17 protein-coding genes are annotated in these 17,145 nt (G+C 64.9%); 7 read left to right on the top strand and 10 right to left on the bottom strand.

Annotated elements, in window-relative coordinates; translation table 11 throughout:
• Positions 1 to 4: 4 nt before the first annotated feature.
• The gene (gene napF / locus SPH52_RS17620) at positions 5 to 523 is read right to left on the bottom strand and encodes a ferredoxin-type protein NapF (RefSeq protein ID WP_411796359.1); all 519 of its coding nucleotides are present in this window, start codon (positions 521 to 523) and stop codon (positions 5 to 7) included.
• An 88-nt stretch (positions 524 to 611) separates the two neighbouring features.
• Positions 612 to 815 (bottom strand): periplasmic nitrate reductase, NapE protein, encoded by a 204-nt coding sequence (gene napE / locus SPH52_RS17615; RefSeq protein ID WP_411796358.1) that lies wholly within the window; start codon positions 813 to 815, stop codon positions 612 to 614.
• Positions 816 to 919: 104 nt separating this feature from the next.
• Between napE and SPH52_RS17610 the strand changes: the two genes are divergently transcribed.
• Positions 920 to 1,426 (top strand): DUF4142 domain-containing protein, encoded by a 507-nt coding sequence (locus SPH52_RS17610; RefSeq protein WP_411796357.1) that lies wholly within the window; start codon positions 920 to 922, stop codon positions 1,424 to 1,426.
• Between the two features lie 54 nt (positions 1,427 to 1,480).
• Here SPH52_RS17610 and aroQ read toward each other — a convergent pair whose 3' ends face one another.
• The 6 genes from aroQ to trmB form a co-directional block, all read right to left on the bottom strand.
• A complete protein-coding gene (gene aroQ, locus SPH52_RS17605; protein ID WP_411796356.1) occupies positions 1,481 to 1,924 on the bottom strand; it encodes a type II 3-dehydroquinate dehydratase in 444 nt (147 codons plus the stop codon).
• 40 nt (positions 1,925 to 1,964) lie between these two features.
• The gene (gene glnE / locus SPH52_RS17600; RefSeq protein WP_411796355.1) at positions 1,965 to 4,946 is read right to left on the bottom strand and encodes a bifunctional [glutamate--ammonia ligase]-adenylyl-L-tyrosine phosphorylase/[glutamate--ammonia-ligase] adenylyltransferase; all 2,982 of its coding nucleotides are present in this window, start codon (positions 4,944 to 4,946) and stop codon (positions 1,965 to 1,967) included.
• A gap of 87 nt (positions 4,947 to 5,033) precedes the next feature.
• Positions 5,034 to 5,405, bottom strand: coding sequence for a diacylglycerol kinase (locus tag SPH52_RS17595; RefSeq protein WP_411796354.1), 372 nt, complete (start codon positions 5,403 to 5,405; stop codon positions 5,034 to 5,036).
• Between the two features lie 30 nt (positions 5,406 to 5,435).
• Complete coding sequence (gene dacB, locus SPH52_RS17590) at positions 5,436 to 6,899, bottom strand: D-alanyl-D-alanine carboxypeptidase/D-alanyl-D-alanine-endopeptidase (RefSeq protein WP_411796488.1); 1,464 nt, start codon at positions 6,897 to 6,899, stop codon at positions 5,436 to 5,438.
• A gap of 36 nt (positions 6,900 to 6,935) precedes the next feature.
• On the bottom strand, positions 6,936 to 7,268 hold the full coding sequence (locus tag SPH52_RS17585; protein WP_411796487.1) for a DMT family transporter: 333 nt from the start codon (positions 7,266 to 7,268) through the stop codon (positions 6,936 to 6,938).
• Complete coding sequence (gene trmB, locus SPH52_RS17580; RefSeq protein WP_411796353.1) at positions 7,265 to 7,972, bottom strand: tRNA (guanine(46)-N(7))-methyltransferase TrmB; 708 nt, start codon at positions 7,970 to 7,972, stop codon at positions 7,265 to 7,267. The genes SPH52_RS17585 and trmB overlap by 4 nt, the downstream gene beginning before the upstream one ends.
• A gap of 331 nt (positions 7,973 to 8,303) precedes the next feature.
• Between trmB and SPH52_RS17575 the strand changes: the two genes are divergently transcribed.
• The 3 genes from SPH52_RS17575 (at position 8,304) to SPH52_RS17565 (ending at position 11,070) form a co-directional block, all read left to right on the top strand.
• Positions 8,304 to 10,181: a beta-ketoacyl synthase gene (locus SPH52_RS17575; protein WP_411796486.1), complete on the top strand. Its 1,878-nt coding sequence runs from the start codon at positions 8,304 to 8,306 to the stop codon at positions 10,179 to 10,181.
• An 83-nt stretch (positions 10,182 to 10,264) separates the two neighbouring features.
• A complete protein-coding gene (gene coaD / locus SPH52_RS17570) occupies positions 10,265 to 10,744 on the top strand; it encodes a pantetheine-phosphate adenylyltransferase (protein WP_411796352.1) in 480 nt (159 codons plus the stop codon).
• A 77-nt stretch (positions 10,745 to 10,821) separates the two neighbouring features.
• Positions 10,822 to 11,070 carry a YfhL family 4Fe-4S dicluster ferredoxin gene (locus tag SPH52_RS17565; RefSeq protein WP_167117662.1) on the top strand — a complete coding sequence of 83 codons (249 nt, stop codon included), beginning with the start codon at positions 10,822 to 10,824 and terminating at the stop codon, positions 11,068 to 11,070.
• Between the two features lie 69 nt (positions 11,071 to 11,139).
• Here the strand turns inward: SPH52_RS17565 and SPH52_RS17560 are convergent, their stop codons facing one another.
• Positions 11,140 to 11,463: a hypothetical protein gene (locus tag SPH52_RS17560; RefSeq protein WP_411796351.1), complete on the bottom strand. Its 324-nt coding sequence runs from the start codon at positions 11,461 to 11,463 to the stop codon at positions 11,140 to 11,142.
• A 206-nt stretch (positions 11,464 to 11,669) separates the two neighbouring features.
• On the opposite strand from SPH52_RS17560, the gene SPH52_RS17555 reads away from it, so the two are divergent.
• From SPH52_RS17555 to SPH52_RS17545, 3 genes are all read left to right on the top strand, one after another.
• Positions 11,670 to 13,061, top strand: a complete 1,392-nt coding sequence (locus tag SPH52_RS17555) for an MATE family efflux transporter (RefSeq protein ID WP_411796350.1) — start codon at positions 11,670 to 11,672, stop codon at positions 13,059 to 13,061.
• 93 nt (positions 13,062 to 13,154) lie between these two features.
• Entirely contained in the window at positions 13,155 to 14,465 is a 1,311-nt protein-coding gene (locus SPH52_RS17550) for a short-chain fatty acid transporter (protein WP_411796349.1), read from the top strand.
• 69 nt (positions 14,466 to 14,534) lie between these two features.
• Complete coding sequence (locus SPH52_RS17545; protein ID WP_411796348.1) at positions 14,535 to 14,915, top strand: DUF1622 domain-containing protein; 381 nt, start codon at positions 14,535 to 14,537, stop codon at positions 14,913 to 14,915.
• Between the two features lie 32 nt (positions 14,916 to 14,947).
• On the opposite strand, the gene SPH52_RS17540 is transcribed toward SPH52_RS17545, so the two are convergent.
• Positions 14,948 to 17,083 carry a TRAP transporter permease gene (locus tag SPH52_RS17540; RefSeq protein WP_411796347.1) on the bottom strand — a complete coding sequence of 712 codons (2,136 nt, stop codon included), beginning with the start codon at positions 17,081 to 17,083 and terminating at the stop codon, positions 14,948 to 14,950.
• Positions 17,084 to 17,145: the final 62 nt, after the last annotated feature.

Raw genomic sequence — 17,145 nt, 5'->3', positions numbered from 1 at the left:
TGATCTAACTGGCGTTCACTGTGACTTTCGATGCGGTATCACACTTCATTTCGACTGCTTGTACAGGACACAGCTGCACGCAGGCCCCGCAGCCATTGCAGGCATCGGTATCGACTTCAGGCTCGGGTACATGCATGGAATTGAAGGTGAAACGAATGGCGACGATCTCACACACTTCGCCACAGCTCTTGCAGTAGACGCCCTGAAAGCCCAGGCAACTTTGGCTGATGGTAGCAACGTGACTCCAAGGGGATGCTTGACTGCGGACGTCGAAGATCGGTTCCGGGCAGACTTCGACGCAGGTCTGACAGAAGGTGCACTCTCCCAGCTTGAAGTCCACTTCAGGGAAACCGCCGTCTCCAGCAACGATGACCTGGGTTTCGCAGGCGCTTACGCATTCGCCGCAGCGGGTACAGAGTTGCGTAAAAGCCCTTTCTGGGATGGACCAAGGCGGTCTGATCACCGATTCATGCCGCATGCGACCTTTCAGCAGCGCACGGCGCGACGGATCTACAGGTGGCATGCTGAGACTCCCACCGGCCAGGCGAACTGGCGCTTTCGTCACGATTTATGTCGTTATTTTATGTAGGGAAACAGGCCGAAATATGCACCTATCCCGGTGGACCGGGAGGGCCGATAAACATCTGCACTATCCACACGGCAAAGCCATATCCCGCCACGATGATGACGGCCAGAATGGGAAAAAGGATTCCTGCCAAGAAGAGGAAAACGGCCAGCTCCCGACGCTTTTCGCGGGTTTCTTCCGGCGTTCCTGGCTTGGGCGGCTTGCCGCACTTGTCTATTGTGTGATCCATAACCGGCACCGTAGCGTGTCGTCTTGTACTACCGTAGGAAGCATTAGTCGTTCATGCAAATACCAGGCATGTTTTATTTGGTACCCAGCACATCAGGAGGCTGAATGAAAAAATTCCTTTCATACGGTGCAATGATCGTAACGGTTGGGACGGCTTGGCTCTTCGTGCTCGGCTCGGCCTGGGCGGATCTCGATCGCGACGAGGTGCGCGATGCCCTGTATGCCTTGCATGCGCACCAGGCGGAACTGGCCGAGCTGGCCAGGGAGCGCGCCGAACGTGACGAGGTAGCCCAGCTGGCAAGTACCCTGGAGCGTGACCACGGCATTCTCGAGGAATGGCTGGTGGCGGCCGACGAGCGTGGTGAGGCTCCCGAACGGAGCGATGAGGCCGTTCATGACAGCGAAGCCTTTGAGGCACTGCATGAGCTGGAGGGTGAAGCCTTCGACGAGGCCTTCCTGGCCTACCAGATGGAGTTGCACGTGGCCGCGATCGAGTACCTGGAGCAGCACCGGCCCCAGGGCGACGAGCAGATGGATGAGTTCAACAACCACCTGTTCGTCACCCACGAGGCGCTGCTCGTCAATGGTGAGCTGATCGACTCGCTTCGCTGAGGAGATGGCAATGCAAAGGCCCGCCGTCGTGAGGTACGCCAGCGGGCAGCAGGCTCAAGCGCGTTCGGCGGCGCGGATCACGGCGTCCAGCGCGGCCAGGTAGCCCTGGCTGCCGAGGCCGGCGATCACGCCGTCGGCACGCAGCGAGACATAGGAGTGGTGGCGGAAGCTCTCGCGCTTGTGCACGTTGGAGAGGTGCACCTCGATCACCTTGCCTTCGAAGGCGTTGAGCGCATCAAGGATGGCCACCGAGGTGTGGGTGTAGGCGGCGGGATTGATGATGATCGCCGCGGTGCCGTCCTCGCGGGCAGCGTGAATGGCATCGATCAGCACACCTTCGTGGTTGCTCTGCAAGGCCTTGATGTCCCAGCCGTTGACGGCGGCCTTCTCGTACAGCGCATTGTTGATGTCGTTGAGGGTTTCACGCCCATAGATCTCCGGCTGGCGAGTGCCCAGCAGATTGAGATTGGGGCCGTGAAGTATCAGAACCTTGTTCATTACGATCTCTCTCGTGGGAAAGGAAACGGGTGGGCTGGCCTCATGCCGGTGGCTCCAGCAGCCGCTGCCAGGCCTCGACCACTGCCTGGCGGTGGGCATGGAAATCGGCGTCGCGGCCGCGGGGCGCCTCGCGAGTCAGCGAGGCGCGATGCGCTGTGCTACGCAAGGCCAGGTAAGCCTCGCGCAGGCGTTGGCACTCCTCGGCGGGCAGCCGGCCGGTGCTCTCGAGGGTTTCGAGGATGCGCATGTTATCGCTCCATCGCAGCAGCTCGGGTGTCTCGTGGCCCATGGAGAGCACCGCGAACTGGCACAGGAACTCGATGTCGACCATGCCGCCGGGGTCATGCTTGAGGTCGAACTCGCCCTGCCCCACCTTGCCGCCCAGATGGTCGCGCATCTTCTGGCGCATCTTCACCACCTCCTCGCGGAGGGCCTGGCATTCACGCTCGCGGCCGAGGATTTCGCTACGTACCGCATCGAAGCCCTGCGCCAGGCGCGGATGGCCGGCCACCACGCGGGCGCGCACCAGCGCCTGGTGCTCCCAGGTCCAGGCCTCGCGGCGCTGGTACTCGCCGAAGGCCTCGAGGGTGGTGGCCAGCAGCCCGGCATTGCCCGAAGGGCGCAGGCGCATGTCCACCTCGTAGAGGGCACCGGCGGGGGTCACCGCGGTGAGCAGGTGGATGATGCGCTGGCCCAGGCGGGTGAAGAACACCGGCGTATCGATGGGCCGTGTGCCGTCGGTCTCGCCCTGGGAATCGGCATCGTGGATGAAGACCAGGTCGAGGTCGGAGCCATAGCCCAGCTCGATGCCGCCCAGCTTGCCGTAGCCGACGATCAGGAATTCCGGCTCGGCCCCGGCGCGCGAGCCGTCGCGGCGGCGCGGATAGCCATGCTTGCGCACCAGGTGGCGCCAGGCCATGGCAAGCACCCTTTCCAGCAGCACTTCGGCAATGTAGGTGAGGTAGTCGCTGACCTTCATCAGATGCCGGGTACCGGCGATATCCGAGGCGGCTACGCGCAGTACGTGGGCGTGCTTGAACACGCGCAGCGCCTCGAGCTGGGCCTCTTCGTCGTCCTCGGGAATGCGGCCCAGGGCCTGGCGCAGCTCATCGGCCAGGCGCGACTTGTCGGCAGGTGTGTAGAGGGTTTCCGGGGTCAGCAGCTCATCGAGCAGCAGCGGGTAACGAGCCAGTTGCTCGGCGATCCACGGGCTGGCGCCGCACAGCCCCATCAGGTGGCTCAAGGCCTCGGGGTTCTCACGCAGCAACGCCAGGTAGGCGGTACGCCGCAGCACCGACTCGATCAGTGGCAGCACCCGTTCAAGCGCGGTATCGGGAGTGTCGCTTGCGGCCACGGCATCCAGCAGCAGCGGCATCAGCGCCTCGAGGCGGTCGAAGCCAATGCGCTGCATGGACTGGACCTGACGTGACTGACGCAGGGTCACCAGCCGTCGCAGTGCGGTCTCGGCCTGATCGAAGCCCGCCTCGGCCAGCATCGCCTGTGCCTCCTGAGGCTCGAGCTCGCCGCACCACAGCGCGCGCCAGTCGTCGAGCGACCGGGTACCCGCACCAGGGGCATCACTCACCACCTCGACCTCATCTTCCGGGTCGGAGATCACCGCATCGAAGTGCTGGCGCACCCTGGCGCGCACCTCGTCGAGACGCGCCATGACGGAAGGCCAGTCCTCCATGTCGAGCGCCTGGGCCACCCGCTCACGATCGAGTTCGTCGTCGGGCAGGCTCTGGGTCTGGCGGTCCTCGAGTGCCTGCAGGACATGCTCCAGGTCGCGCAGGAAGACGTAGTCGGGAAGGAGTTCGTCGACCACCGCCTGAGGCAATAGGCCCAGCTCCGGCAAACGTGCCAGTGCGGTACGCAGCGAGGTGACCTGCAGCTCGGTATCACGCCCTCCGCGGATCAGCTGGAAGGCCTGCACCACGAATTCGACCTCGCGAATGCCGCCAGGCCCGAGCTTGATGTTGGCCTGCACACCGCGGCGCTTGACCTCACGGTTGATCAGCGCCTTCATCTCGCGCAGCGACTCGATGGCGCCGAAGTCGAGGTAACGGCGGTAGACGAAGGGCCTCAGGTTGCCGAGCAGCTCGCTCCCGGCCCCCAGGTCGCCGGCCACCGGCCGTGCCTTGAGCATGGCGTAGCGCTCCCACTCGCGACCCTGGTCCTGGTAGTAAGCGGCCAGCGAGCTGAAGCTACCGACCAGCGGGCCGCCATCGCCCAACGGCCGCAGGCGCATGTCGACGCGAAAGGCGAAGCCATCGGCGGTGACCGCATCCAGCGCGGCGATCAGCCTCTGCCCCAGCTTGGTGAAGTACTCCTGGTGTTCGAGCGCAGTGCGCCCGCCAACGGTCTCGCCCTTCTCGGGGTAGGCGAAGATCAGGTCGATATCGGAAGAGAGGTTGAGTTCACCGGCGCCGAGCTTGCCCATGCCCAACACCACCAGGCGCTGCTCGCTGCCATCGGTGCGCAGCGCAGGGCGCCCCCAGCGCGGCTCGAGGGACTGCTCGAGCCAACCCAGCGCACCCTCGAGACACACTTCGGCGAGCCGCGACACCGCAGCGGCCGTCGCCCACATGTCAGTGCCCGCCGGCCGCGTCAGGTCGCGCCAGACGATGCCCAGCATGCGCGCCCGGCGGAAACGGCGCAGCGCCGCGTGCAGGGCCGCTTCGTCCTCGGCATTCTCCAGCCGCTCGGCCAGCCAGGCGCCGAGCGTATCGGCGTCTGGGGCTGCATCCAGCTCGCCGCTGGCATCGAGATGCTGCAGCCAGTCGGGGTAGCGTACCAGCGTATCGACCGCGAAATCGGAAATGGCAATGACGCGCGCCAGCTGACGCCGGCGTTCGGGGTCGAGGCCCAGCCAGTTCTCGGAGGGAAGCTCCTGGCCGGTCATCTCGGCAACGTTGTCGCCCCGTGCCAGGCTCTCGCCGAGGCGCTGCCAGGCCTTTCCCAGGGTGGGCACGAGCGCGGGGGAAAGATCGTCGGCAGGCAGGAAGTCGTCGGGAATGGGCATGGCAACGGGCCTTGTCGCAGCTGGGTCACCCCCAGCATATCGAAGGCGCTGGCGCTGCGGCACCCCTGACGGATGGAGCAGCGACATTCAGCCGAAGAATTTCTGCCAGACGAGCAGGCCCCAGGTCAGCCCCGCGGCCACCAGCGCAATCATTACCGCCGCTGAGCCGATGTCCTTGGCCCGCCCCGAAAGCTCGTGGTGTTCCGTGCCGATGCGGTCCACCACGCTCTCGATGGCGCTGTTGATCAGCTCCACGGTGAGCACCAGCAGGCAGCTGCCTACCAGCAGGATCCACTCCACCGGCCCAGAGCCGACCCACCAGGCCAGCGGCAGCAGCACCACGCACAGGGCTAGCTCTTGCCGAAACGCCGTCTCGTGGCGAAAGGCGAACTTGAGCCCCTTGAGCGAATAGCCCGTGGCATCGATGATGTGCCGCCACCCGGTACGTGCTGGTTTCATCGTCTCGCTATCCTTACTTGCGGGCAGGCATCAATGCGCCTCGATCATGCGCTCAAGGTCCTGTGACAAGGGGTCCAGTACCTGGGCCCAGTTGAGCCAGGGCGTGGAACCGGTGCCGTTGACCAGCGCCGTGAACACGCCCCAGCGCCCCGAACGGGTACGGAAGTATCCGCTGACGGCACGCACCGCATAGGGCTGGTTGAGGGTACCGGTCTTGAGCATGATGTGGTCTTGGAACAGCGGCGAGCCACGGCGAATGAAGCGGGCCACGCCGTTGGCCGGGGACTGGAAGCTGGCAACGAAGCTGGGAAACAGCGAAGAGCGATGGAACATGCTCTCCAGCAGCACGTTGGCACCCTGCGCCGAGGTGCGGTTCTCGGTGGTCAAGCCGCTGCCGCTGAGCATGATCACCGGGCCGTGGTCGGGCAGGCCTGTAACGTAGTCCTGGATCGCTTCCCCTGCCTGGATCAGGGTCGCCCGCGGCGAACCGACCAGATTGAGCGCCAGCACGTCGGCCATGAAGTTGTTGGAGTAGTTCATGACATGCAGCAGCAGCTCCTGCAGCGGCTTGCCTTCCACCTGTGCCAGGGTGCGTGCGGAAGAAGGAGGCGCCTCGATGCTGGTGGCGTAGCCGCCGCCTATGGTGATCCCGGCCTGTTCGAGCATGGCCGTGAGGGTTCGCGCCGTCTGGCGAGCGGGGTCGCCACTGGCACGGTAGACGTCACGAGGCTCGGCATCGAGCGAGATGTGGCCGCTCAGCAGCATGACGTCTCCCTCTTCGCGGGTGACGCGCTCGGCGCTGAACTCGGTGCCGCCATTGGCCGCACGCGTCTCGATGCGATTGTCGATACCCACGATCAGCGACTGGCTGTCGCAGCTGGTGACCCGGGCCGGTTCGCCTGCTGCTGCCCCAGGGGCCACGTTGACGCACCAGTTGCCATGATTGACCCCGGCAGACGAGAGCAGCGCGCTGTAGCTGTTAGCCGTGCGAGACAGTGCCTCGCAGCGGTCCGTCGTGATGCACTCCACCGGGCCGAAGCGCCACTGGCTGACCACCAGGCGACCATCGACCTCGCGCACGCCGGCCTGGTGCAGCCGCTGGGCCAGACGCCACAGGTCCTCGCTGGCAAGCGCAGGGTCGCCGCCGCCGTCGAGTATCAGGTCACCGCGCAGCACGCCGTTGGCGTCGGGCCTGGCGGTGCTGACCAAACGCGTGGTGAAGCGGTGCTGGGGGCCCCAACGGTCGAGCGCTGCTGCCGCCAGGTAGGCCTTGGACACCGAGGCCGGTGACAGTTGACGCTCTGACTCGATGGCACCCAGCACCTCACCGGGGCGCCCGCCGTCGCCCAGCAGCCGAGCCTCGGCGCTGATGCGAAAGCCACTCTCGAGCATTTTTTCCAGCGCGGGGAAACCCGCCCCCGAGGCCGCCAGAGGCAGCCACAAGCCACAGAACAGAACCAGGCAACGCAGCCTGACGACAGCAATCGATAGCATCTCGGTCAAACCCATCCTACGCCCAAGGAAGCCGGTTCAATGGGCGGAAACGCGTGAAAACAGTTGAATCACCACCACACCGGTGACGATCAGGCCGATACCCAGTACCGCCGGCAGGTCGGGGCGCTGGCCATACACCAGCGCCCCGACCAGGGCCACCAGCACGATACCCAGGCCGGCCCAGATTGCATAGGCGATGCCGACCGGGATGGTACGCAGCACCAGCGACAGCATGAAGAAGGCGATCACGTAGCCGACCACCACCACCAGGCTGGGTCCGAGGCGGGTGAAGCCGTCGGTGGCCTTGAGCGCACTGGTCGCCACCACTTCCGCCACGATCGCCAATGCCAGGTAGACGAACGCCATCAGCCAACCTCCTCTGCACCACCGGGAACGAGCTGCGGCGCATGGGGCAGGTCCGCCACCAGACACCAGAGAGACTGACCGCTCAAGTGGTACTTCCGTTCAAAGGGCGTCAGGTATTGCTCACCGGGAATGCAGGCTTCCACCGCAGCGGCGACACCGGTCACCTGCTCCAGCGCCAGAGCGAACTCCTCCACGTAGAGCCGCCAGTTGGAGCGCAACTCCAGCCGGCCGCCAAGCGCCAGGATCACCGGCAGCACCGGGTGACCATGCCAGCGCTGCTTGAGGTGCGCCGATTTCGGATAAGGGTTGGGATAGAGCAGGTAGTGACGCGACGGCTGCCAACCTGCAGCCAGCGCCAGGCGCCAGAAATCCACCAGGTCGGCGCGCACCAGCAGTGCATTGTCGCCCACTTCGCCATGCTCCCGCGAGAGCCGGTCGGCACTGCGATCCACGCCGATGACCAGATGATCGTCGAAGCACGCTGCCAGCTGCCGCGTCGACAATCCCACGCCGCATCCGGCATCGAGAATCAGCGGGCGCCGCCCACCGTCGCGCTCGTACCAGGCACGGGCCCGCTCGAACGCCTCGCGGGTATGGGCGGCCACTGGCTTGCGCAGGGGGTGACTCAGGGCGCGTTCGACCCTTCGTGCAACGTCCTTGTGCGGGCCGTGCTGATTGGTGGCGATGGCGCGGGAGGTGGCAAGCATGCGGAAACGGTTCGGTAGCTGACGAACTGGCCATTTTAGCAGCCTGCCGGCCCTAGTGCTGACCTGCTACGAAAGCAAAAAAAAGGCGCACCCAAGAAACAGGGAGCGCCCACATACCCACTCGTATGACTCAAACAGCACCGACAGCATAGCGCATCCGCCGCTTCTTTTCAAACGTTTGTTTTATCCTTGTCGCCATAACTTGCGCCACCCGCCCATGACGACGTCCCGAGGCGGGTGATATGATCTTCTCCCTTATATCTACATTACCGACTCGCACGAACAGCACAACGAGGAAAGCGGCTTGTCACACTTACCGGTGATCGTCGGCATGGGCGGCGTCAACGCCGCCGGTCGTACCTCAGGCCATCAAGCATTTCGTCGCACCGTGATCGACGCCCTGCCCGAAGCCGAACAGCAAGCGCTGCTGCTCGGCCTGGCCGCTCTGATGGGTCTGGGCAGCTGCCGGGAAGGCGCCTGGTACGATGCTTCAGGCAATCCCATCGCTGCCGGCCGGCTGGCCGAGAATTGCCGCGCCCAGGTGCTCGACCACACCCTGATCCGGCGCATCGAGGATCCCCGCTTCAACGACGACGGGCTGCCAGCCAATCGCCGCGCCGGCCTTGGCCTGGCGTCGGAATTGACCTTCAGCATTCGTCGCCGCCAGTTGCCCGAGCGATTGCCGCCGACCTGGCAGGTCCGTGAGTTGGACCGCCACACCCTGGAGGTCACCGTGCCTCCCGGCGAGCTCGATGTGCTGCTGCCGGAGACCCGGCCGGCCCAGGTGCGCGCCGCCGGCCAGTTGCCCAGCGGCTTCGACCCCAGCCACTACTACCGCAGCGTGCACCATCCCCGCGGCCTGTCGATGTCGATTTTCGCTGCCAGCGACTGCCTGTCGAGCAGCGGCCTGGAGTGGGAGACCCTGCGCGACCGCCTCGATCCCGACGATATCGCCGTCTACGCCGGCAACTCCATCGGCCAGCTCGACGACGAGGGCTGGGGCGGGCTGCTCAAGAGCTTCGTCTCAGGTAACCGCGCCACCTCCAAGCAGATGCCGCTAGGCTACGGGCAGATGCCTGCCGACTTCCTCAACGCCTATGTACTCGGCAGCGTCGGCGGCACCGGCGCCGTGCTCGGCGCCTGCGCCAGCTTTCTCTACAACCTCCGCCTGGGCGTCGAGGACATCCGCAGCGGCCAGCGCCGTGCGGTAATGGTAGGCACCTCCGACGCCCCGGTGACGCCCGAGATCATCGAGGGCTTTCGTGCCATGGGCGCCCTGGCGGACGACGACAGCCTCAAGGCACTGGATGCCCTGGAGCTGCTTACCGATGCCGACTACCAGCGCGCCTGCCGCCCCTTCGCGCGCAACTGCGGCTTCACCATCGCCGAGGCCAGTCAGTTCGTGCTGCTGCTCGACGACGCCCTGGCGCTGGAGCTCGGCGCAGAAATCCTCGGCAGCGTGCCGGGCGTGTTCGTCAACGCCGACGGCTGGAAGCGCTCCATCTCCGCCCCCGGTATCGGCAACTACATCACCTTGGGCAAGGCGGCTTCCCTGGTACGCGACATGCTCGGAGAGGAGGCGCTGCGCGAGCGCACCTTCCTGCATGCCCACGGCACCAGCACGCCCAAGAACCGGGTAACGGAATCCCACGTCTTCGATCTGGTCGCCCGAGCCAACGGCATCGAGCACTGGCCGGTGGTGGCGGTGAAGGCCTTCGTCGGTCACTCCCAGGGCAGCGCTGCCGGCGACCAGCTGACCAGCGCCCTGGGCAGCTTCGCCCATGGCGTGCTGCCCGGCATCCCCACCCTCGATGCGGTAGCCGATGACGTTCATGCCGAGCGGCTGCGCTTCTCCAGCACGCCGATCCCTTTCACTGCCGATGCGGCCTTCATCAACGCCAAGGGCTTCGGCGGCAACAACGCCACCGGTGTGGTGCTGTCGCCTGCCGTAACCGAGCGCCTGCTGGTGAAACGCCATGGCGAAGCCGCCATCGCGGCCTGGCATGAGCGACGCGAAGCCACCCGTCAAGTCAGCAGGGCCTATCTGACCCAGGCCGACGGCGGCCACTACCAGGTGCGCTATCGCTTCGGCGAAGGTGTGCTGGAAGGGCCAGAACTCGACGTCAGTGCCACCAGCATCGTCATCCCCGGCTATACACACCCGGTATCGCTGACAGTGGACAATCCCTTCGGCAAGCTGGAAGACTGATACGCTGGCCCCGGCCCGGCGTTGTCGCCTCGGCCGTGGGCGGTTACCCTGAGCCCTCTTGAGCTGGCTATGAGCGGAACGCCATGAAAATCGCGGTCTACCCCGGCACCTTCGACCCCATCACCCACGGACACTATGACTTGATCGAGCGTGCTTCCCTGCTGTTCGACAAGGTGGTGGTCGCCATCTCGGCCAGCCCCGGCAAGAATCCGGCGCTGGATCTCGACACCCGGATCGCTCTGGCCCGCGAGGTCTCCGCGGGGCTCGACAACGTCGAGGTGATCGGCTTCTCCGGGCTGCTCACCGACATGATGGCCGAGCAGCAGGCCCATATCATCCTGCGCGGCCTACGCGCGGTTTCCGATTTCGAATACGAGCTGCAGCTGGCCAACATGTACCGCGCCCAGGCGCCCGAGCTCGAAAGTGTCTTCCTCACCCCGGCGGTGGAGAACTCCTATATCTCCTCCACCATCGTGCGCGAAATCGCCAAGCTCGGTGGCGATGTGTCGCGCCTGGTGCATCCCAGGGTCGCCGAAACGCTGCGCAAGCATTACAATACCTGACCGTATTACTCGGTAATTCCCGAGCCGCTTTATCCAGGGCAAGGCCGGACGCGGCCTGCCCGATCGCGAGGTAACCCATGGCCCTGATGATCACCGACGAGTGCATCAACTGCGACGTCTGCGAACCCGAGTGCCCCAACGACGCCATTTCAGCGGGCGAGGAGATCTACATCATCGATCCCAGCCGCTGCACCGAGTGCGTAGGCCACTACGATGAGCCGCAGTGCCAGCAGGTGTGTCCGGTCGACTGCATTCCACTAGATCCCGAGCGCCGCGAGAGCCGCGACGAGCTGATGGCCAAGTACCGCCTGATCACCGCCGCCTGAAGCGATTGCCGTAAGCCCAGCAGCACATGCCAAGCCCCGCTTCTGCGGGGCTTGGCATTCAAGCGCCTGTCAGCGCTCTTCCGGCCGGGGACGCGGATTGATCGAGGTACACCCCAGGCAGCGACGGAACGTCGCCTCTGCCGGCGTCTTGACCAGGGTTTCGGCGGCGGCATCGACGTTGCCGCCCATCGCCGAGAACGGTAGCGAGACGACGAACAGCGCCGTGCCGCCGAGCGTGGCCACCAACAGCAGCGGCCGGGCGATCAGGGCATCGGCGATCATCGCACCACCGCTCGGCCGCGCCTCCATACGCTGCTCCTGGGCTTGGGCTTGCATAGCGCCCAGCGACAAGGCCATTGCCATGCACGTGGCCACCGCCACCCTCGTCACCATTCTCTTCGCCATTCCCACCATCATACTTTCCATACGTTCCATCTCATCCCCTCCTGGCACCCTTGGCCTGAGTATCGCCTCCACGATACTCCTCTGCCTTCCCTGAATCCCATAGCCGAGACCAACATCCGGTCGCGGCATGACTCGGTTGCGTCAAACCGCCCCACCCGCCATGCTGCTCGATTCGTCAATCACAGGGACAAGACGTGGCAACCCTGCAAGCCGAGACACCCTCCGCCGCCCGTCGGCGAATCTGGACCCTGGCCTGGCCGATCATTCTTTCCAACATCACCGTACCACTGCTGGGACTGGTGGATACCGCCGTGGTCGGCCACCTGCCGGATTCGCGCTACTTGGCCGGCGTGACGTTGGGCGCCACCCTGTTCAGCTTCCTCTACTGGGGCTTCGGTTTCTTGCGCATGGGCACCACCGGCCTGACCTCCCAGGCGCTGGGCCGCGAGAACGACAGCGAGGTACGCAACCTGCTGGGGCAGTCGCTGCTGCTGGCCATGGGCATCGGGACGCTGCTGATCCTGTTCTCCAATCCGCTGATAGCTACAGGGTTGTGGCTGCTCGACGGCAGTGAGGTCGCCACCGCTCTGGCAGCCGAATATGCCCATATCCGCATCCTTTCGGCACCGGCGGTACTGGCCAACTATGCGATTCTCGGCTGGTTCCTGGGTCAGCAGAACTCCCGCGTGACGCTGGCCATCCTGGTGCTGACCAACAGCGTCAACATCGCCCTCGACCTGCTGTTCGTGGTCGGCCTCGGCATGACCAGCGACGGTGTGGCCTGGGCTACGGTGATTGCCGACTATACGGCGCTGGCCTTCGGCACCTGGCTGGTCGCCCGGCAGCTGAAACTGCTGCAGGGCCGCTTCCTGCGTGAGCGGCTATTCCGGCTCGCGGCCTACGGAGAGCTGTTCCAGGTCAACGCCAACCTCTTCCTGCGCACCCTGGGGCTGCTGTTCGCCATGGCGTTCTTCACCTCACGGGGCGCGGCTCAGGGCGACACCGTGCTGGCCGCCAATGCCGTGCTGATGCAGTTCATCATGCTCACCAGCTACGCCCTGGACGGCTTCGCCCATGCCGCCGAGGCCACCACCGGTCGCGCCGTGGGCAGGCGGCGCTGGGACGAATTCGGCACTGCCGTGCGCGCCGCCGCCTGGTTCTCTCTGGTCACGGCTGCTACCGCGGCGCTCGCCTTCGCTCTGGGTGGCCACTATCTCATCGCTCTGCTGACCGGCCTGCCGGAAGTGCAGGAAACCGCTGGCACGTACCTGCCCTGGATGGTGGCCATGCCGTTGATTGCGGTGTGGAGCTATCTGCTCGACGGTGTCTTCATCGGGGCCACCGCGATCCGCGAGATGCGCAACAGTATCTTCGTTGCCCTGGCCGCCTACCTGCCTATATGGTGGCTGGCACGGGAGTTTGCTTTACCCGGCCACGAGAACCATGCCCTATGGCTGGCGTTCCTCGCCTTTGCCGTGGTGCGATCGCTGGTACTGGTCGGCTACTATTGGCACCATCGCCGTACCCAGTGGTGCCGCAGAATGGACGATGAAACGACGCCACGGATGCACGATCGTTCTTGCTGAACCTGCAAATGCCCGTTTTTATTAGGGCAAGCTGATGACTTTGCGCTATTTTTCTCAGACGCATTCCAGACAATCAGAAGAAGCGACGCCGCCATGCTAAAAATGCTGTCCAGACCCGCCGTCAAGCTGGTCGAACGCTACCTGCCGGACCCCTTCATCTTCGTACTGCTGCTGACGATCATCGCTGCCGCTGCCGCCATCGGCGTGGAGCGCCAGACGCCCCTGGCCGTGATGCGTTTCTGGGGCGATGGCTTCTGGAACCTGCTGACCTTCTCCATGCAGATGCTGCTGGTCTTGGTGACCGGCTTCATGCTGGCCAGCTCTCCACCGGTGAAGCGACTATTGCAGCGGCTCGCCAGCCTGGCCCAGAACGCCGGACACGCCATCCTGCTGGTGACCTTCGTCTCGCTGGTGGCCAGTTGGGTCAACTGGGGCTTCGGCCTGGTGGTGGGGGCGCTGTTCGCCAAGGAGCTGGCCCGCCTGGTGCGGGTCGATTATCGCCTGCTGGTGGCCAGCGCCTACTCCGGTTTCGTGGTCTGGCATGGCGGCCTGGCCGGCTCCATCCCGCTGACCATCGCCACCGAGGGCCACTTCACCGCCGACCAGATCGGCATCATCGGTACCGGCTCGACCATCTTCGCCTTCTTCAACCTGGCGATCGTGGTGTGCCTGTTCATCGCCATACCACTGGTCAACCGGGCCATGCTCCCCGATGACAAGGATAGCGTCTACATCGATCCCAAGCTGCTCGACGACAGCCCCGCCGCGCGGGTTCGCATCACCCGCCCCGCCGAGCGCCTTGAGAACAGCGTGACGCTCGCCTGGCTGGTCGGCATCCCCGGGGTGATTTTCCTGCTCGACCACTTCCTGCTGCGTGGTGGCGGCCTGAACCTCAACATCGTCAACTTCATGTTCCTGTTCCTGGCCATCGTGCTGCATCGCACCCCACGCAGCCTGCTGGAAAGCCTCAACGAGGCGATCAAGGGCGGTGCAGGTATTGTCATCCAGTTCCCCTTCTATGCCGGCATCATGGCCATCATGGTGCAGTCGGGGCTGGCTGAAACCATGTCAGAAGGACTGATCTCCTTCGCCACCGAGACATCTCTGCCGTTCTGGTCCTTCATCAGCGCGGGTATCGTCAACCTGTTCGTACCCTCCGGCGGCGGGCAGTGGGCGGTACAGGCACCGGTAATGCTACCGGCCGCCGAAGCGCTCGGCGTGGACGTGGCTCGCGTGGCCATGGCCGTGGCCTGGGGCGACGCCTGGACCAACCTGCTGCAGCCGTTCTGGGCCCTGCCGGTACTCGCCATCGCCGGACTGAAGGCGAAGGACATCATGGGCTACTGCCTGATCCAACTGGTAATCACCGGAGTCATCATCTCGATTGGCCTGACCTGGTTCTGAGCGGCCTACTCGTGAGCGGCCCCGGCATGTTGTGCCGTGGCCGTCGCCTCTTCCAACGTCACGGGCCCTATGCACTATTTCATTGAAGCCATCGACACGATTGCACTGCTCATCGAGGTATTGGGGGTCGCCATCATCGTCGGCGGCTTCGCCATTACCTCCTGGCGATTCCTGCACCACCGCATGTTTCACCAGCAGCGGGCCTTCATGCATTACCGCCACGGCATCGCCCGCTCGCTCATCCTGGGGTTGGATTTTCTGATTGCCGGTGACGTGATCAAGACGGTCATCATCGCCAATACCAGCCAACAGGTCGCCACCCTCGGCGTCATCGTCCTGATCCGCGCCTTCCTCGGCTTTACCCTTCACGTCGAGGTAGAAGGACATTGGCCGTGGCAGGACAGCCGCTACAAGGATGCAGACGCCTCCCGGCGCGACAAGAACGAATGAAGCGGTACCGAGCCGATGGCACCCAACCTCTGCTAGGCCATCGCCGCTCGTACCGGCGTACGCCCCATACGCGCACTCCATCCCAGGGTTCCCAGGAACAGTGCAAGACCGAGTAGATCCAGCGCTAGCTGCCCATGGGGCCAGAGCATCAGTGCGCCCATGGGAAACATTGCCAGGCGCAGCCACCAGGAGAGTTCATGTTCCAGGAAGCCTTCCAGGCCGGCAATGATGGCGTAGATGCCGAACAGGGCGAAGGCGAACACCGTCGCCATCTCTATCGGCGTACCGGTGATCAACGGCGACCACACGAACAGCAGCGGGATGATGTAGAGCCCCTTGGCGATCTTCCAGGCGGTGAAGCCGGTACGCATCGGCGGCGTCTTGGCGATGGCTGCTGCGGCGAAGGCGGTCAGGCATACCGGCGGGGTGACGTTGGAGTCCTGGGAGAGCCAGAAGATCACCATGTGGGCTGCCACCAGCAGCAGGGCCAGGGTGTGAGGCGACAACGCCTGCTCGTAGAGCTGGCTGCGGAAATCATCCGGCACCAGGGCCAGCAGCTCGCGGGCAGTGGCGGCGTCCATCGGCGCACTCAAGGCTTCCAAGCTCTCCGGCGCGGCGAGCATGAAAATCGCCCGGGCCTGCTCGGGCAGTTCGCCGGCCATCAACAGATCCATCAGTTCGCCATGGGCCATCAGGCCGTAGAGGGCCGGCGCCGAGAGCGTGCCCAACACGATGTAGGCGGCGGTGACCGGCAGGCCCATGCCCAACACCAGCGAGGCGATGGCGATCAGCACCAGGGTGATCAGCAGGCTGCCGCCGGCCCAGTCGGTGATCATCAGCGAGAAGGTGTTGCCGATACCGGTGGTGGAAACCACGTTGACGATCAACCCCACGGTAAGCAGCAGGATCGCTGTGGTGATCATGTTGCGAGTACCCAGCACCAGGGCTTCCAGCACCGCCTTGGGAGTCATGGGGTGCTTCGACAGCCATGAGGCTCCCACCACCGAGAGGATGGCAATACCCGCGGCATAGGTCGGCGTGAAGCCGTGGATCAGTGACGCCACCAGCACCACCAGCGGCAACAAGAAGTGCCAGCCGCCCTTGAGCACCTCGAGAAGCCGCGGCGCCTCCTCGGTCTCGACGTGCTGGGCGTTGCTGCGCCTGGCCTCGATGCGCACGAACATCGCCACCGAAAGGAAGTAGAGCAGTGCCGGCAGGGCTGCCACGCCGATGATGGTGAGGTAGGAAACCTGGGTATAGGAGGCCATGATGAAGGCCCCGGCTCCCATCACCGGAGGCATCAACTGGCCGCCGGTGGAGGCCGCCGCCTCGACCCCGGCGGCGAAACGCGGCGGAAACCCGGCCTTGCGCATCAGCGGGATGGTGATGACACCGGTGGAGACGGTGTTGGCAACACTGGAGCCGGACACCGAACCCATCAGCCCCGAGGAGAATACCGCCACGAAGCCGGGGCCGCCGACGAAGCGCCCAGCCGCACAGCGGGCCAGCTCGATGATGAAGTCACCGGCGCCGGAGCGCACCAGGAAGGCGCCGAACAGGATGAACATGAAGACATAGGACCAGGAGATGCGGGCGATGGAGCCTAGCATGCCGTCGCCGCCCAGGTAGCTGCGGAAGAGTACCGTCTCCCAGTGAAGACCCGGGAAGCCGAACACCCCGCCCACATGGCGGCCCCACCAGGCCACGTAGGTCAGTGCCACCAGGCACAGCAGCGGGATGAACCAGCCGGTGGTGCGGCGGGCGAACTCCAGTACCAGGGCCAGGGCCGCGATGGAGACGACCCAATCCGCGGTGGAGAAGCGTACCCCGCGGGCGTAGAGGGCGTCCTCGAAGCCGATCAGGTAGAAGGCACAGCCCAGCGCGGCCAGGCCGAGCAGGATGTCCACCGTCAGCACCAGGCGTTGACCGCTGGCGGAGCGGGCCTTGAGCATCGGTACAGAAAGGGCGCAGAGCAGGCCGAACATGCCGAAGTGCAGGGCACTGACCCACACTTCGGAGAGGGTGCCCAGGGTATTGAAGTAGAGATGCGACAGGGCCACGACGATGGCCAGGGCGAACAGCACCCGGCCGAGCCAGGGATGCTCGAGGCGTTCTGGGGATTCGCTGGCGGCCTCGTCGCGCACCGCGGGGGGTGACGTTGTATTCATGGGCGTTCTCACGGAGCTGGCATGGATGAGGAAGGCGTTGCCGGTGGCCTGGTTCGGGGCTT

Origin of the sequence: Halomonas sp. A29 (genome assembly GCF_046723295.1) — a bacterium.
GTDB lineage: Bacteria > Pseudomonadota > Gammaproteobacteria > Pseudomonadales > Halomonadaceae > Halomonas.
The sequence above is the reverse complement of the archived record's forward strand: the minus strand, read 5'-3'. Positions and strand labels throughout refer to the sequence as shown.

Bases quoted from the DNA above. Each gene is read 5' to 3' on its own strand.
- napF (WP_411796359.1), bottom strand. From the start codon at position 523: ATGCCACCTGTAGATCCGTCGCGCCGTGCGCTGCTGAAAGGTCGCATG.
- napE (WP_411796358.1), bottom strand. From the start codon at position 815: ATGGATCACACAATAGACAAGTGCGGCAAGCCGCCCAAGCCAGGAACG.
- SPH52_RS17610 (WP_411796357.1), top strand. From the start codon at position 920: ATGAAAAAATTCCTTTCATACGGTGCAATGATCGTAACGGTTGGGACG.
- aroQ (WP_411796356.1), bottom strand. From the start codon at position 1,924: ATGAACAAGGTTCTGATACTTCACGGCCCCAATCTCAATCTGCTGGGC.
- glnE (WP_411796355.1), bottom strand. From the start codon at position 4,946: ATGCCCATTCCCGACGACTTCCTGCCTGCCGACGATCTTTCCCCCGCG.
- SPH52_RS17595 (WP_411796354.1), bottom strand. From the start codon at position 5,405: ATGAAACCAGCACGTACCGGGTGGCGGCACATCATCGATGCCACGGGC.
- dacB (WP_411796488.1), bottom strand. From the start codon at position 6,899: ATGCTATCGATTGCTGTCGTCAGGCTGCGTTGCCTGGTTCTGTTCTGT.
- trmB (WP_411796353.1), bottom strand. From the start codon at position 7,972: ATGCTTGCCACCTCCCGCGCCATCGCCACCAATCAGCACGGCCCGCAC.
- SPH52_RS17575 (WP_411796486.1), top strand. From the start codon at position 8,304: ATGGGCGGCGTCAACGCCGCCGGTCGTACCTCAGGCCATCAAGCATTT.
- coaD (WP_411796352.1), top strand. From the start codon at position 10,265: ATGAAAATCGCGGTCTACCCCGGCACCTTCGACCCCATCACCCACGGA.
- SPH52_RS17565 (WP_167117662.1), top strand. From the start codon at position 10,822: ATGGCCCTGATGATCACCGACGAGTGCATCAACTGCGACGTCTGCGAA.
- SPH52_RS17560 (WP_411796351.1), bottom strand. From the start codon at position 11,463: ATGGTGACGAGGGTGGCGGTGGCCACGTGCATGGCAATGGCCTTGTCG.
- SPH52_RS17550 (WP_411796349.1), top strand. From the start codon at position 13,155: ATGCTAAAAATGCTGTCCAGACCCGCCGTCAAGCTGGTCGAACGCTAC.
- SPH52_RS17545 (WP_411796348.1), top strand. From the start codon at position 14,535: ATGCACTATTTCATTGAAGCCATCGACACGATTGCACTGCTCATCGAG.
- SPH52_RS17540 (WP_411796347.1), bottom strand. From the start codon at position 17,083: ATGAATACAACGTCACCCCCCGCGGTGCGCGACGAGGCCGCCAGCGAA.